This window comes from Frondihabitans sp. GW821-FHT04F02, assembly GCF_059420045.1.
Map to the genome: position 1 here is coordinate 346,197 of NZ_JBWKSZ010000001.1, position 14,353 is coordinate 360,549.

General features: G+C 69.7%; 15 protein-coding genes. 2 read left to right on the forward strand and 13 right to left on the reverse strand.

From position 1 onward, the window contains the following. Positions 1 to 2 precede the first annotated feature (2 nt). The 5 genes from AC07TY_RS01670 to AC07TY_RS01690 are packed head-to-tail and all read right to left on the reverse strand — an operon-like array spanning position 3 to position 4,907. Positions 3 to 785 (reverse strand): ABC transporter ATP-binding protein, encoded by a 783-nt coding sequence (locus AC07TY_RS01670; RefSeq protein ID WP_494784145.1) that lies wholly within the window; start codon positions 783 to 785, stop codon positions 3 to 5. Continuing rightward, complete coding sequence (locus AC07TY_RS01675) at positions 782 to 1,576, reverse strand: ABC transporter ATP-binding protein (protein ID WP_494784146.1); 795 nt, start codon at positions 1,574 to 1,576, stop codon at positions 782 to 784. Before AC07TY_RS01675 ends, AC07TY_RS01670 begins: the two co-directional genes overlap by 4 nt. Continuing rightward, positions 1,573 to 2,436 carry an ABC transporter permease gene (locus AC07TY_RS01680; protein WP_494784147.1) on the reverse strand — a complete coding sequence of 288 codons (864 nt, stop codon included), beginning with the start codon at positions 2,434 to 2,436 and terminating at the stop codon, positions 1,573 to 1,575. Before AC07TY_RS01680 ends, AC07TY_RS01675 begins: the two co-directional genes overlap by 4 nt. After that, complete coding sequence (locus tag AC07TY_RS01685; protein WP_494784148.1) at positions 2,433 to 3,386, reverse strand: ABC transporter permease; 954 nt, start codon at positions 3,384 to 3,386, stop codon at positions 2,433 to 2,435. Before AC07TY_RS01685 ends, AC07TY_RS01680 begins: the two co-directional genes overlap by 4 nt. Then, complete coding sequence (locus AC07TY_RS01690) at positions 3,387 to 4,907, reverse strand: ABC transporter substrate-binding protein (protein WP_494784149.1); 1,521 nt, start codon at positions 4,905 to 4,907, stop codon at positions 3,387 to 3,389. Between the two features lie 241 nt (positions 4,908 to 5,148). Between AC07TY_RS01690 and AC07TY_RS01695 the strand changes: the two genes are divergently transcribed. Next, complete coding sequence (locus AC07TY_RS01695; RefSeq protein WP_494784150.1) at positions 5,149 to 5,571, forward strand: SIP domain-containing protein; 423 nt, start codon at positions 5,149 to 5,151, stop codon at positions 5,569 to 5,571. A 158-nt stretch (positions 5,572 to 5,729) separates the two neighbouring features. On the opposite strand, the gene AC07TY_RS01700 is transcribed toward AC07TY_RS01695, so the two are convergent. From AC07TY_RS01700 to AC07TY_RS01730, 7 genes are all read right to left on the reverse strand, one after another. Then, positions 5,730 to 6,524 carry an ABC transporter ATP-binding protein gene (locus AC07TY_RS01700; RefSeq protein WP_494784151.1) on the reverse strand — a complete coding sequence of 265 codons (795 nt, stop codon included), beginning with the start codon at positions 6,522 to 6,524 and terminating at the stop codon, positions 5,730 to 5,732. Beyond that, positions 6,524 to 7,615: a FecCD family ABC transporter permease gene (locus tag AC07TY_RS01705; protein ID WP_494784152.1), complete on the reverse strand. Its 1,092-nt coding sequence runs from the start codon at positions 7,613 to 7,615 to the stop codon at positions 6,524 to 6,526. The genes AC07TY_RS01700 and AC07TY_RS01705 overlap by 1 nt, the downstream gene beginning before the upstream one ends. Then, positions 7,612 to 8,673, reverse strand: coding sequence for a FecCD family ABC transporter permease (locus AC07TY_RS01710; protein ID WP_494784153.1), 1,062 nt, complete (start codon positions 8,671 to 8,673; stop codon positions 7,612 to 7,614). Before AC07TY_RS01710 ends, AC07TY_RS01705 begins: the two co-directional genes overlap by 4 nt. Further along, the gene (locus tag AC07TY_RS01715) at positions 8,666 to 9,721 is read right to left on the reverse strand and encodes an iron-siderophore ABC transporter substrate-binding protein (RefSeq protein WP_494784154.1); all 1,056 of its coding nucleotides are present in this window, start codon (positions 9,719 to 9,721) and stop codon (positions 8,666 to 8,668) included. The genes AC07TY_RS01710 and AC07TY_RS01715 overlap by 8 nt, the downstream gene beginning before the upstream one ends. A gap of 35 nt (positions 9,722 to 9,756) precedes the next feature. Further along, positions 9,757 to 10,779 (reverse strand): iron-siderophore ABC transporter substrate-binding protein, encoded by a 1,023-nt coding sequence (locus AC07TY_RS01720; protein WP_494784155.1) that lies wholly within the window; start codon positions 10,777 to 10,779, stop codon positions 9,757 to 9,759. Beyond that, the gene (locus AC07TY_RS01725; protein ID WP_494784156.1) at positions 10,776 to 11,693 is read right to left on the reverse strand and encodes a siderophore-interacting protein; all 918 of its coding nucleotides are present in this window, start codon (positions 11,691 to 11,693) and stop codon (positions 10,776 to 10,778) included. Before AC07TY_RS01725 ends, AC07TY_RS01720 begins: the two co-directional genes overlap by 4 nt. A gap of 167 nt (positions 11,694 to 11,860) precedes the next feature. Beyond that, entirely contained in the window at positions 11,861 to 12,541 is a 681-nt protein-coding gene (locus AC07TY_RS01730) for a hypothetical protein (protein ID WP_494784157.1), read from the reverse strand. A 216-nt stretch (positions 12,542 to 12,757) separates the two neighbouring features. On the opposite strand from AC07TY_RS01730, the gene AC07TY_RS01735 reads away from it, so the two are divergent. Further along, positions 12,758 to 13,228, forward strand: a complete 471-nt coding sequence (locus AC07TY_RS01735; protein ID WP_494784158.1) for a hypothetical protein — start codon at positions 12,758 to 12,760, stop codon at positions 13,226 to 13,228. Between the two features lie 35 nt (positions 13,229 to 13,263). On the opposite strand, the gene AC07TY_RS01740 is transcribed toward AC07TY_RS01735, so the two are convergent. Further along, positions 13,264 to 14,067 carry a hypothetical protein gene (locus AC07TY_RS01740; protein WP_494784159.1) on the reverse strand — a complete coding sequence of 268 codons (804 nt, stop codon included), beginning with the start codon at positions 14,065 to 14,067 and terminating at the stop codon, positions 13,264 to 13,266. Positions 14,068 to 14,353: the final 286 nt, after the last annotated feature.

Genomic DNA, 14,353 nt, shown 5'->3' on the forward strand with positions numbered 1-14,353 from the left:
GTTCAGTCGAGCGTCGGCACCGCCGCGATGAGCTTCTGCGTGTAAGGGTCCTGCGGCGACCGCAGGACGGCCGACGTCGCCCCCTGCTCGACGATCCGCCCGCCGTTCATCACGGCGACGCGGTCGGCGAGGTGGTCCACGAGGCCGAGGTCGTGCGAGACGATCAGCAGGGCGAGGCCCATCTCGTCGCGGAGCTCGGCGAGCAGCTCCAGGATCTGCGCCCGCACCGTCACGTCGAGCGCGCTGAGCGGCTCGTCGCCGACGAGCAGCCGTGGGCCGTGCACGAGCGCCCGGGCCAATGCGATGCGCTGCCGCTGGCCGCCGCTGAACTCGTACGGGTAGCGGTCGAGGACGGCCATCGTCAGCCCGACCCGGTCGAGCGTCTCGATGACGGTCGCCGTGTGGTTGCCGGGGATGTCGAGGGCGCGCAGCGGCTCGGAGACGATGTCGAGCACGCGCATGCGGGGGTCGAGCGACGCGTACGGGTCCTGCAGCACGACGCCGGTCTGGCGGCGGAACCACCGCAGCGACGACGCCGTGCCGGGCGCGATCGGCCGGCCGTCGAACTCGACGGTGCCGGCAGTCGCCCGATCCAGCGCCAGCAGGATCCTCACGAGCGTCGACTTGCCCGAGCCGGATTCCCCGATCAGCCCGACGCTCTCGCCGACCCCGACCGACAGCGATGCGTCGACGACGGCGTGCCGCACGACGCCGGGGGTGAAGAGGGTCTGGCGGGGGAGCACGAAGTCACGGCCGATGCCGGTGCCGACGAGGAGCGGGGTCACGATGCCCTCCACGTGGTGGCGCGGGCGGCCGCGACGAGGCCCCGCGTCACCGGGTGCTCGGCACCACGCAGGATGCCGTCGACTGTTCCGCGCTCGACGGCGCGCCCGTGCGAGAGCACGACGACGTCGGAGGTGATCCTCGCGAGCACGGCGAGGTCGTGCGTCACGAACACGAGCGAGGCCCCGCGCTCATCCACGAGCCGCTGGAAGAGGTCGAGGATCGCCGCCTGGGTGGTGACGTCGAGCGCCGTGGTGGGCTCGTCGGCGAGGATCAGCGCCGGCCGGCAGGCGAGCGCGATGGCGATGCCGACCCGCTGCCGCTGGCCGCCCGAGAGCTGGTGCGGGTAGAGGCGCACGATCTGCGCAGGATCGGGCAGCCCGACCTCGGCCGCGGCGTCGACTGCCCGCTCCAGTGCGTCCCTCCGCGACAGGCCCTCGTGCAGCCGGAGCGGCTCGCCGATCTGGCGGCCGATCGTGTGGAGCGGGTTCAGCGCGGCGAGCGGGTCTTGGAACACCATGCCGATCTGGCGGCCCCGTACGTGCGCGAGCTCGCGCTCGGACAGCCCGACGAGCTCGCGGCCGTCGAGCCGGACGCTGCCGGCGACCACGGCGTCGGCGGGGGCCAGGCCGACGAGCGACAGGATGCTCAGCGACTTGCCCGAGCCGGACTCGCCGATGAGGCCGAGTCGCTCGCCGGTGGCGACGGAGAACGAGAGGTCGTCGACGACGCGGCGTCCGCCGATGTCGATCGAGAGTCCGGAGACCTCCAGGCCTGCTGCTTCCGGGCTCATGCGATCGCCTCCGCGGTGGCCCGCCGGGCGCGCAGCCGCGGGTCGGTGGCGTCGCGCAGCGCGTCGCCGAGCAGGTTGAAGGCGAGCACCGTGAGCGTGATGGCGGCGCCGGGCCAGACGACGCTGCCGGGATGGATCGCGATGTAGACCTGCAGGTCGTTGAGCAGCCGGCCCCACGACGCCGTCGACGCGGAGGCTCCGTAGCCGAGGTACGACAGGCCCGCCTCGGCGAGGATCGACGTCGCCATGGCCAGCGACAGCTGCACGACGAAGACCGGCGCGACGTTCGGCAGGATGTGGCGGCCGAGCACGCCGGCCGGGCCGACGCCGCTCGCGCGGGCTGCGAGCACGTAGTCGGTCCGGCCCACGCGGCGGATCTCGCCGCGCGATACCCGAGCGATGTTCACGCCGTAGCCGATCCCGACCGCCGTGATCACGACGCCGAGCGACCCGCCGAGGATCGACGACAGCAGCATCGCGATCAGGATCGTCGGGAACGCGATGAGGATGTCGATCAGCACCGCGGTCGACTCGCGCACCCAGCGCGCCGTGAGCGACGCGAGCGCGGCCAGGCCGATCCCGACGAGCGACGCGAGCACTCCGGCGAGGGCCGCGACGACGACCGTGGTGCGGGTGGCGGCGAACACGTAGCTGAAGATGTCGCGGCCGATGCCGTCGGTGCCGAACAGGTGGTTCAGCGACGGCGTCTGCCACGCCGAGTACGGGTCGGTGTCGAACGGGTCGTGGGGAGTCCACACGCTCGACACGACGGCCGCGACGACGAGGAGCACGATCCAGGCGGCCGCGGCGACGCCGGCGGGGCGCCGGAGGAGTTCCTGCGCCCAGGAATGCTTGGTCACTCGCCCGGCTCCCTCAGTCGCGGGTCGACCGCGCGGTGCACGAGGTCGACGATGAATCCGAGAATCAGCACGAGGCCGGTCAGAGCGAGCAGCTCGCCCTGCACCTTCGTCAGGTCGCGGACGCCGACGTCGGCGACGAGCATGCGGCCGACGCCCGGAAGCGCGAACAGCTGCTCGACCAGCACGGCGCCCACCAGCAGCGCGGCCATCTGCACGCCCAGCACCGACACGACGCTCAGCAGCACGTTCGGCAGCCCGTGCGTCAGGACCGCGCGGGTGCGGGTCATGCCCTTGGCGGCCGCGGTGCGCACGTAGTCCTCGTCGAGGGCACCGAGCGTCGCCGACCGCGTGAAGCGCAGGATCACCGCGCCCTCGATGATCCCGATCGTCAGAGCCGGCAGCAGCAGGCTCCGGAGCGCCCTGCCGGGCTCGGCCCAGCCGTCGCTCGGGTAGCCCTGCGTGGGCAGGAGCTTGAGTGCGACGGCGAACACCGCGATGAGGATCATGCCACCCCAGACGGCAGGAACTGCGGCCAGTGCCTGCGCCACCACCGACAGGGCCGTGCCCTCGGGCCGCCGGTTCCTCACCGCCGCCACCACGCCGAGCGGAATACCGACGAGCAGGCCGATCACCAGCGACATCCCCGCGAGCGGCAGCGTCACGGTCAGCTTCTGCAGCAGCTGCGACGACACCGACGAGCCGGTGACGAGCGACGTGCCGAGGTCGCCGTGCAGCATCCCGGCCAGCCAGTCGAGGTACTGCACCGGCAGCGGGCTGTCGAGGCCGAGCTGCGTCCGGATCGCGGCGACCTGCGCGGCGGTGCCCTGGGTGCCGGCGATCACCTGGGCGACATCGCCGGTCAGGAGCCGCAGGGTGAAGAAGATCAGGGCGCTGGCAACGACCAGGCCGATGACCAGCAGCACCAGCCGCGACAGGACGAAGCGGAACACTTACGACTTCGCGAGATCGGCCAGGTCGAGGCGCGCCGAGGTCGACGACGTCGGGAAGCCGGTCACGCCGTCGTGGATCGCGGTCAGAGTGGTCGCCGTGTACAGCCAGTCGGCCGCCGCGTCGTCCGAGACGATCTTGGCGGCCTCGGCGAGCTTCTCGTCGACGACGGTCTGATCGGTGGCCGCGAGCGACTCTGCGTACAGCTCCTGCACCTTCGTGTTGTCGTAGCCGAAGTAGTACTTCGGGTTCGCCCAGTTGCCGAAGTCATGCGACTCGGCGTGGTTTACGATGCTCAGCTGGTAGTCGTGCTTCACCAGGACGTTGTTGATCCAGGTCGTGAAGTCGGTCTGCTTGACGGTCAGCGTGATGCCGACCTTCTTGAGCTGCGACGTCAGCACGTCGCCGAGCGAGGCCGGGTAGAAGTTCGCGTACGTGAGGCTGAGCTTCAGGTTCGTCGCACCCGCCGCCTTCAGGAGCTTCCTCGCGTCGTCGGGGTCGTACGAGTCGACGCTCGTGAGGTCGTCGTAGCCGGGGTCGAGCTCGGGGATGGGCCCGCCCTGCTCGACGCCGGAGCCGCCGACTGCCGTGATGATGGCCTTGCTGTCGATGGCCTCGCGGATCGCCTTCCGCACCCGGATGTCGGTGAACGGCGCCTCGGCGTTGTTGAAGGCGAGCGTGTACTTGTCGGTGGTCTTGCCCGACTTCAGCGAGATGCCGTCGACGCCGGTCAGCTGCGACTTCAGCGTCGCGTCGACGGCGGTCTGCACGTCGACGTCGCCCGAGATGACGGCGTTGATGGCGGCGGACGCCTGCGTGTAGTACTTGAAGGTCACGCCGGCGACCTTGGCCTTCGTGCCCCAGTAGTCCGAGAACCGCTTCAGCTGGATGTTGTCACCCTGCTTCCAGCTCGCGAGCGTGTAGGGGCCGGTGCCGTTGGCCGTCGTCTTCAGGTCGTTGGTCGCGGCCTCCTCGAGCACGAGCCCGGCGCGCCCGCTCAGTGCCCACAGCAGGTTGGAGTCGGGCTCGGAGAGCTTCAGGACGACCGTGTCGGCGTCGGGGGAGCTGATCGACTTGACGGCGGCGAGGTCGGCCGTGTTCTGGAACGTCGCAGTGTCCTTGACCTGCTGGAGCGACCAGACCACGTCGGCGGCCGTCAGGTCGGCGCCGTCGTGGAACCTCACGCCCTGGTGGAGGGTGAACGTGTAGGTGAGGCCGTCGCTCGAGACCGTGTGCTTCGTGGCGAGGACGTCGACGATGTCGTTGGTCGAGGTGCGGCCGACGAGACCCTGGTAGACGTTGTCGATCAGGACCTGGTCGAGGGCGATGCCGGCGGTGGTGCGGATGTCGAGGTCGGTGGGCTCGAGCACGAGGCCGACGTTCACGACGGCGGCGGCGTCGGGCTTGCCGGTCTCGCCGGTCGTGCCGCCGGACGAGCAGCCCGCCACGACGACGGCGGTGGCGACAGCGAGCGAGGCGGCTGCGAGAAGCCGCTTGGGGAGAGGGAAGCGAGCAAAGCTCATCAGTGAAGCAGACCTTTCGGGACGGGTGTGGACGCCGGGAGACCCGTGTCGCTTGTGAACACCGGGTCGCTGCGGACCATTCCGTCGCTGCTGAACGGATGATCGCCCCCGCCGATGATCACTGCTGAACCGTCGGCCTTGGAGAAATTACCACGGTGTCGAGAGATCGTCCGTGAGTTTGCCCCGACAAGGCGGCCAGCGACTGGCGCAATAGGTAAGGCTTACCTATTCTTGGAGCACAATGTTCCTCGCCAGTCGCACCCCCGAGCTCCAGCCGTCGGCCACCCGCATCTTCTTCGCCGGCGACACGTCGTCCATCGACGACATCCAGACGATGCTCGAGGTCCTCCCCATCTGCGCTCGAGGCCAGGTCTTCATCGAGGTCGCCGACGCCGGCGATATCGTGCCCGTCACGGCACCCGGCCGCGTGTCGATCACCTGGCTCGATCGATCGCGTCGCTCCGGCCGTCCCGGCACGGGCGAGCGCTGCCTCCCCGGCGTCGCCCTCGACCGAGCCGTGCGCGCGTGGATCGGCGAGTTCTTCGTCGAGCGGGCCGACCTCGTCGGCAGCGACTACGTCTTCTGGCTCGGCGGCCCGACGTCGTTCGCCTACGACCTGCGCCACGACCTCGGCGAGCTCTTCGACGCGGCCCCGGCCCTCTAGGTCGGGTCGGGCGGGGGCGCGCCAGTTCCTGCGCCCTGGCTGGTGTGCGGCCCCGCCTTTTCGGTTCAGCCCCGCTGAATCGGGCCAGCCCCGCGGAATTGGACTAGCCCCGCCCAGTCGGCTCAGCCCTGCCGAAGAGTCGGCGGGGCTGAGCCGTTTCAGCGGGCCTGGGCCGTGGGAGCCGCCAGCGGCACCACCATCGGCGTGTGCGTCTGCGGGTCGTCGATGATCTCGCACGGCAGGCCGAAGACGTCCTCGACGAGCGGTGCCGTGAGCACCTCGCCCGGGGTGCCCGACGCCACGATCACGCCGGCCTTCATCACGACGAGGTGCGTGGCGTAGCGCGCCGCCTGGTTCAGGTCGTGCAGCACGGCGACGAGGGTGCGCCCCTCTCGGTGGAGGCGCGCGCACAGCTCGAGCACCTCGTACTGGTGCGCGATGTCGAGGAACGTCGTCGGCTCGTCGAGAAGCAGCAGCTCCGTCTCCTGCGCGAGGGCCATGGCGATCCACGCGCGCTGGCGCTGGCCGCCCGACAGCTCCGAGACGTGGCGGTCGGCGAGCTCGGCGACGCCGGTTGCGACCAGAGCCGCCTCGACGGCATGCTCGTCGGCGTGCGACCACTGCCGGAACACGCCCTGGTGCGGGAAGCGCCCCCGGCCGACGAGGTCGCGCACCGTGATCGACTCGGGCGCGATCGGGCTCTGTGGCAGCATGCCGAGGCGCTTGGCGACGTCTTTGCTGCGATACGACGACAGCGGCCGGCCGTCGAGCGTGACCGTGCCGGCCTGCGGCTTCAGCGTCCGCGCGAGCGCCTTGAGCAGCGTCGACTTGCCGCACGCGTTGGGCCCGATGATCACGGTGAGCTCGCCGTCGGGGACGTCGAATGACAGGTCCTCCGCGACGACGCGCTCGTCGTACCCCAGTCGGAGTCCTGCGGCAGAGAGAATTGCCATCAGACGGTGCCTTTCTTCCATTCGCGGACGAGCAGGTAGCCCAGGTAGACGCCGCCGACGAGGGCCGTGAGCAGGCCGACCGGCAGCTGCACGCCGAACGGCGACTGCTGCACGAGGAGGTCGGCGGCCGTCATGATGACGGCGCCCATGATGCCTGAGAGGAGGATCCCCGCGCCGGGAGCCTTGGCGAGACGGCGAGCGACCTGCGGGGCGGTCAGCGCGACGAACGCGATCGGCCCGGTGGCCGAGACGGCGCCCGTGGCCAGGCCGATCGCGACGAGCACGACGAGCGACCGGGTGAGCGTCGTGCGGCCGCCGAGCGAATCGGCCAGCTCGTCGCCCATCTCGACCAGGTCGAGGCGGCGGCTCAGCAGCAGCGCGCACGGCACCAGCACCACGACCGTGAGACCCGAGATCGCGACGTCGCTCCACTGCCGGTCGGCGAGCGTGCCGCTGATGTAGGTCGCGAGCGTCGTCGCCTCCTCCTGGCCGGCGCGCGTCAGCACGAACTGCACGAACGCGACGGCCATCGCCGACACCCCGATGCCGACGAGGATCATCCGCCCGGGCGACGAGAACCCGCGTCCGGTGCCGATCCAGACCAGGCCCATGGCAGTGAGCGCGCCGACGAGCGCGCCGGCCGGTACCGGGATCAGTCCGGGGATCAGGAGCCCGAAGCAGGCAGCCCCCGCGCTCGCGCCCGCGCCGAGCCCGATCACGTCGGGGGAGCCGAGCGGGTTGCGCGTCACCGTCTGGAAAAGGGCGCCGGCGACTCCGAGGGCGGCACCCGTCGCTATGGCGGTGATCAGTCGAGGCCCGCGCAGCACGTTCAGCACGAACTCGGTGCGTCCCGGGGCCGGGTCGACGATCGCACGGGGCAGCTCGGCGAGCGGCACGCCGAGGGTGCCGAGAGTCAGCGTCAGGAGCGTCAGCACCAGCAGCCCGAGCGCGAGGATCGCACCGACGACCACCGAGCGGCGGCGCACCGGCAGACTGAGCCACGTTCCGATGCGCAGCACGGGTCGCGGTGAGACGGGGCCCTGGCGCAGGAACTGGCCCGACCCCGTCCAGCGCGAGCTCGGCGCGCTCATTCGCGCCCCCGCATCCGCCGCACGGCCCAGAGCAGCACGGGCGCGCCGAGGAAGGCCGTCACCACCCCCACCTCCAGCTCTTGCGGGCTCGCCACGACGCGGCCGATCACGTCGGCGAGCAACAGCAGCGCCGGCCCGAGCAGAGCGCTGAACGGCAGCAGCCAGCGGTGGTCGCCGCCGGCGAAGCTGCGGACGATGTGCGGGACGGCGAGCCCGATGAACGCGATGGGTCCGACGGCGGCCGTCGAGCCGGCGCAGAGCAGTGCGGCGGCGAGCCCGCCGATGATGCGGGTGCGGCCGATCTTGGCGCCGAGGGCCGTGGCCGTGTCGTCGCCGAGGGCGAGCGCGTTCAGGGAGCCGGGCAGGGTCAGCGTCAGCAGGAACCCCGCCACGAGGTAGGGGAGCACCTGGAGGATCACACCGGGGTCGCGCCCGGCGAGCGAGCCGAGGACCCAGAAGCGGTAGCTGTTGAACGCCGCCGGGTGGGTGAGGGTGACCGCCTGGATGTAGGCGGAGAGCACGGCGCTGATCACGGCGCCGGCCAGCACGAGCTTCACGGGCGTCGCGCCGCGGCGGCTGGAGCCGAGGGCGTACACGGCGACGACTGCGACGAGAGCGCCCGGCAGGGCGAGAAGGATGCGCGTCGACCCGTTGCCGATGCCGAAGAACGCGAGGCCGGTGACGATGGCCGCGGCGGCGCCGACGTTGACGCCCAGCAGACCGGGGTCGCCGAGCGGGTTGCGGGTGAGACCCTGCACGATCACCCCGGAGACGGCGAGGGCCGCGCCGACCAGCAGGCCGAGCACCGTGCGGGGGATGCGGCTCTGCACGACGGTGTCGTCGTAGGTCGTGCCGGGGTGGAGCAGGGCGTTCCACACCGTCGGCAGGGGCACGTAGTGCGTGCCGACCGCGACGCTGAGAAGCGTCGCGAGGGCGAGCACGCCGGCCGCCAGGAACAGGGCCGGGACGAGCGTGCGGGCGGCGGGCCCCGACGCCCGGCGAGGGCCCGGCGACGTGCGCCGGGCCCTCGGGGTGGTCGTCGAGAGGGTGTCAGCCAACCTTCGAGGCCGCCTCGGTGATCAGCGGCACGTACTCGTCGATCGCATACGGCACGCTGAGCGGGGTGATGAAGGTGGTGCCCATGACGAACTGCGGGTCCGTCGACGACACGACCGAGCCGCGCTTGATCGCGGGGATCGACGCGATGAGCGGCTGCTCGTCGATCTCGGCCTTGTTCGCCTTGTCGTAGTACCAGGTGAAGACGATGTCGGTCGAGTCGAGCAGGTCGGACTTCTCCAGGCCCAGCGTCGCGAGATAGGAGCCCGATCCCGAGTCGGCCTTCGCCGACTTCATCACGCTGCTCTCGGTGAGTCCCATCGCCTTGATCAGCGCCACGCGAGGGTCGCCGTCGAGATAGACGGCCAGACGGCCGGGCTCGCCCATCGACGCGTACGTGAAGGTCAGCTTCGAGAAGTCGGGGTGGTCGGCCTTGACGGCGGCCAGGCGGGTCGTTATCTCGTCGACCTTCTCGGCGGCGAGCTTCGGCTTGCCGAGCGCCTTGCCGATGGTCTCGATCTGGGTGTCCCACGGGGTGAGCCAGGCCTTGCCCGGGTACGCGACGGTCGGCGCGAGGGCGCTGAGCGTCTTGTACTGCTTGTCGGTGATGCCCGACTGCACGGCGATGATGAGGTCGGGGTTCAGCTCGGCCAGCTTCGTCATGTCGATGTCGGGGTAGACGTCGAAGGTCTCGGGCTGCGTGCCGCCCATCTTCGTGATCGCCTTCGAGACCCAGGGGTAGTCGTCGTTGGAGTCCTGCCCGTAGGTCACCTTCTCGATGCCGACGGGGACGACCCCGAGCGAGACGACCGTGTCGGCCGAGCCCCAGCCGATCGTGACGACGCGCTTCGGTACGGACTCGATGGTCGTGCTGCCGAGAGTCGAGTCGAGCGTGACCGGGAAGGCTCCGGCCTCGGCCCCGGCGCTCGAGCTGCTCTCGGTGGAGGACGGCGACGCGGACGTGCTGCAGCCGGCCAGGGCCAGGGCGAGCCCTGCGGCGACGGCGACGGCGACCGCGGCGGCGAGGCGGCGGGGGAGGGAGGTGTGCATGCTGTTCTCTCGGGTGGTGGGGAGCAGGTCGGGAATCAGAGCGCGTCGATGGCGCGGTGGATCATGCCGACGTAGTCGTCGACGACGTACGGAACGGTCAGCGGGGTGATCAGGCTCGACGCCGTCACGAACGACTGGTCGCTCGTCGAGACCAGCGAGCCGCGCTCGACGGCCGGGATCGCCCCGTACAGCGGCTGCGCCTCGATCTGCTTCTTCGACGCCGCGTCGCTGTAGAACGTGAAGATGAGGTCGGTGTCGTCGAACAGGTCGGCCTTCTCGAGGCCCAGCACGGACGAGGCCGTGCCCTCGGTGACCGGCTGCTCGGCGACGACGGGATCGATTCGCAGGCCCATCTTCGACAGGATCGCCGCGCGCGGCTCGTTCTCCTGGAAGACGCCGAGCGCTCCGACCTCGCCCGTGTAGAGGTACGCGAAGCTGTGATCCGCGAACTCGGGGTTCTCGGTCGCGACCGCCGCCAGCCGTGCGTCGATGTCGTCGACGAGGTCGTCGGCGTCGTCGCTCTGGCCGAGCGCCTGGCCGATGATCTCGATCTGGTCGTCCCACGCGGTGCTCCAGGCGTCGCCCGGGTACGCCACGGTCGGCGCGAGGGCGCTCAGGGTGTCGAACTGCTTCTGCGACAGGCCCGACTGCGGTGCGAGGATCACGTCGGGGTCGAGCTCGACGATCGACTCGACGTCGATCTCGGGCGTCGACGTGATCAGCTCGGGCAGGTCGTCGTCGGCTTTCTCGACGGCGGTGCGGAACCAGGGCTGGTAGCCGTCGGAGTCGCCTCCCCAGGTGTCGATCTCGACGCCGACGGGTGTCGTTCCGAGGGCGAAGACGGTGTCGGCGGAACCCTGGCCGAGCGTGACGACACGCTTCGGCTTCTCCGGGATGACGGCGTCGCCCAACGACGACTCGATGGTGACGGGGAAGCTGCCGCCGGCAGTTCCTGCGCCCTCTGTGGTGTCGTCGGGGGCGCAGCCCGTCAGGGCGGCGGCCAGCAGCGCGATGCCTGCGACGAGCGCGCCCTTCTTCACATCCGTGCTCGTCCTCACATCTCCGCCTTTCCGACGCGCCAGTAGCCCATGAAGGCCACCTGCGAGCGGTCGATGCCGACCTCGGAGACCAGGAATCGCCGCAGCGTCTTGATCGCCTGCGCCTCGCCGGCCAGCCAGGCGTAGAACTCCCCGGTCAGGTCGCGGCCCTGGGGCACCTCCCACAGGATGTCGTGGTCGACGTCGACGTCGGCCAATGTGGCGGAGTCGATCGGCTTGCCGTGGTGCGTCGCGGTGAGGTACCGGCTCGTCCAGTCGCGGACGGCGTCGATGAGGGGAGCTCCGTACGACGCCTCGTCGCGAGCCAGCCAGTGCACGTCGACACCCGCCGGCTTCGTCAGGTCGAGGATGTCGGCCGCCGTCGGGACCTCCAGGAACGCGCAGCCCCGGGCGTCGTCCGGCAGCTGCTCGAGAATCGCCGAGATCGCAGGAACTGCCGTCTCGTCTCCGGCCAGCAGCGTCGTCGCGGCGCCCGCCGGCTTCCACTCGATGCCGCTGCCCGTCCACCCGCTCGTGCCGTCGGGCCCGATCAGCATCATGTCGTCGCCGACCCCGGCGTGGTTCGCCCAGGCCGAGGCGGGCCCGGTGTCGCCGTGCGAGACGAAGTCGACGTCGACCTCGCGCTCGGCCCGGCGGATACGGCGGGCCGTGTAGGTGCGGAACGAGTTGCGCTCGTGGTCGGGCAGCTGGCGCCATTCGCCGTACCAGTCGTCGCTCGTCGGGAACGAGTCGTACCCGGTCGCCTCGGTGGGCAGGACGATCTTGATGCGTTGATCCAGGCCCTCGTCGCCGAAGTCGACGAGGTCGTCTCCGTGGAAGGTGATGCGGACGAAGCTCGGGCTGAGTCGCTCGACTCGCTTGACCGAGACTCGGAAGGCGCGGTGCGCCGGACGGGTCGGGGTGGAAGTTAGCACACCCTAACTATGGCATGCCTTACCTAACCGACTCGACCCGGGTCTCTCGATGTGGAGGCTCTTCGGAGGGTGTCGCGCTCGGCCGCGTCGCCGCTCGCCCCGCCGAAGCGGCTCGCCCCCGCCGTCGCGCAGGCGGGCGCGTGCCGATTCGGCGGGGGAGTGTCCCGTCAGGGCAGCGGCTCCCATCCCGGGATCGGATCGGACGACCACCGGGTGCGCCCGGCGAGGACGCAGGCGTCGCCGAAGAGGTCGGAGTCGCCGCCGCCAGCGTCCCGCGGGACGACCCCGGTACCCGCCCACAGGGTCTCCCGCATCCATTGCCCGGCTCCGTAGACCCGGAAGTTGCCCACGCCCGCGGGATCGTCGGCTCGCTTCTCCAGAATGACGAGGAGCCGATCGGTGTCGATCTCGTGGCTGAACACCGTCTCGGCCTCGTTGTCTTCGCCGTATTCGAGCGGATCGAACCCGTCGAGCTCGGTATCGAGGGCGTTCGATAAGTAGTACTCACGGTCCCATCCAGAGAGATGACTTCGGATCAGGGTGCGATCCTTGATCGTGAGGAGCGCGACGACCAGAGCGCGATCCACGTGCTCGTCGAAGAAGTGCTCGGCATGCACGTCCGGATCCACGGGCTCTGCTCCGAGCCCCTCCAGCCATAATCGAACAGCGGCAAGATCGGCGAGTTCGGGGACGTCGTAGTGCGTCCGCGCCAGGCGAAGGAGCTCAGCTCGGTCGCCTGTCACGACGATGTCGTAGCTGCCCGGGTCGGGTCTTATGAAGCGCTCGAACACGACGTTCGCCCAGTAAGCGTCGATGAGGCCCGTCTTCCGTAGCAGCCAGTCGATCATCAGTGAGCCCTCCAATCGCGGGTGAGCGGTGGACTTGAGGCGTCTCCAGGAGGGTTAGGGCAGTGGCTTCCAGCCGGGAATGGGAAGCGACTCGAAGCGGGTCCGCCCGGCCAGGACGAACGCATCACCATAGAAGTCGGAGTCCGCGCCGCCCGAGTCGCGCGGGACGACTCCTGTCCCGGCCCAGAGCGCCTCACGCAGCCAATGGCCGGCCCCGTGAACTCGAAAATTTCCGACGGCATCCAAGTCGTCGGATCGGGACTCGAGCGTGATGAGAAGGCGTTCCCAACCGATCTCACGACTGAAGATCGTCTCTTTCTCTCGCTCGGGTCCGAAGTGGAGGCTGTCGACCTCGTCTTCGTCTGGCTCTTCCGAGTCGAAGAGCAGGTGATCCGACCGGGCCGCACGCGACCTGATCATCTCGGGATCTCTTATCGTCAGATTGATCGCAACGAGGTCTCGGTCGACATACTCGTCGTGAAATCGCTCAGGGTGCAGGTCGGGTGGCACCTCGCTCGCACCGAGCTCTGTCAGCCAGGCGACTGCGTCTTGCAGATCCCGGAGCGGCCGCACACCGAACTCACTTCGCGCGAGACGGACAAGCTCGTCCGGATCATTCGTGATCTTGATCTCGACGCCATCAGCATCTTGTTGACTCCGAGCGGATGGGGTGTCGGTCCGGCGTAGTGGGAGACGGCGCCTTCTTCGTGCGAACCAGCCGGTCACCATACCGGGCCGCCGAAGAACGAGTGCATCTCGGGCTTGTGATCCCACGGGTGGTAGTGACTGAGGTATCCCTTGCCGATTCCGTGATTCTCGGCCGATTTCGGAACATGCTTTCTATTCAGGTCCCACGCCAGCGACTTCGCCTTCGCCGCGCTGATGGACCAGACGTCTTTGCGAGCTTTCCCCTTGGCCAGGGCCTGGGCCTTGGTGTAGCCCTTGGGGCTGATCAGCACTTTGCCTCCGTTGCGAACGGCGGGGTAGTAGTCGCGCTTTTGGCTGGCTGGCTTCTTTCTGTTGGCCGCAACTATCTTTGCGACGGCCTTGCTGGCCTCGAGGGCCAGTAGTCCGCCGACGACGATTGCAGAGCCGACGGCGATGTAGTAGAGCGCCGTCGCCACGGAGACTGAGGCGAAGGCGATGGGGATGACGAAGACGATCCGCTTCATCGGCTTGGAGCTGTCGTACTGGAAGCTCTCGCCGGTGGCCGGGTCGGTGACGGTGAAGGCGAGGCGCTCGGTGGTCGCGGTCGCGACGGCGAGGGCGAGTTCCTGCTCTGCTTCATCACCGTTGTCGAGCCTGACGGTGCCTTCGCCCTCGTCGTCGAGCATGAGGTCGACGTCGGTGGTCGTGTCACCTTCGAGGCGCCCCTCGAACTCCACCTCGTCGAGTTCGATAGATGATCGTTCTTCGATGACGATGCGTTCGTCGACGGGAGCTACGAAACCGGCTTCAGCGACGCTCGGAGCGGGTGGAGGGGCATCGGCCGGGGCAGGATCGGCGTGAGTGAGCAGCGACGCCACGAGGGCGCTTGCCGCGAGCGTGGCGATGGTAAAGCGACGGAACATGGAAACCCTTCTCACGTCACGGGTTACCCTGCCGACTCCGCGAGAATTGATGTATCGCGTCTAACCTATCCGGTCCAGACCGGTCGGTGCCACCTGCCCCGTCTCACACTGCCGAAACGGCTCGCCCCCGCCTGCGCAAAGGCGGGCGCATGCCAATTTGGCGGGGTGTCGCGCCGGAGAGACGGGCGCGTGCCGATTCGGCGGGGCACCGCTCCGGGGCGGAGGGGGTGAGCCGTTCCAG

What these genes read in the sequence shown, in the direction of transcription:
- AC07TY_RS01690 (WP_494784149.1), bottom strand. Translation starts at nt 4,907, where the DNA reads ATGAGCTTTGCTCGCTTCCCTCTCCCCAAGCGGCTTCTCGCAGCCGCC.
- AC07TY_RS01695 (WP_494784150.1), top strand. Translation starts at nt 5,149, where the DNA reads ATGTTCCTCGCCAGTCGCACCCCCGAGCTCCAGCCGTCGGCCACCCGC.
- AC07TY_RS01730 (WP_494784157.1), bottom strand. Translation starts at nt 12,541, where the DNA reads ATGATCGACTGGCTGCTACGGAAGACGGGCCTCATCGACGCTTACTGG.
- AC07TY_RS01715 (WP_494784154.1), bottom strand. Translation starts at nt 9,721, where the DNA reads ATGCACACCTCCCTCCCCCGCCGCCTCGCCGCCGCGGTCGCCGTCGCC.
- AC07TY_RS01700 (WP_494784151.1), bottom strand. Translation starts at nt 6,524, where the DNA reads ATGGCAATTCTCTCTGCCGCAGGACTCCGACTGGGGTACGACGAGCGC.
- AC07TY_RS01675 (WP_494784146.1), bottom strand. Translation starts at nt 1,576, where the DNA reads ATGAGCCCGGAAGCAGCAGGCCTGGAGGTCTCCGGACTCTCGATCGAC.
- AC07TY_RS01705 (WP_494784152.1), bottom strand. Translation starts at nt 7,615, where the DNA reads ATGAGCGCGCCGAGCTCGCGCTGGACGGGGTCGGGCCAGTTCCTGCGC.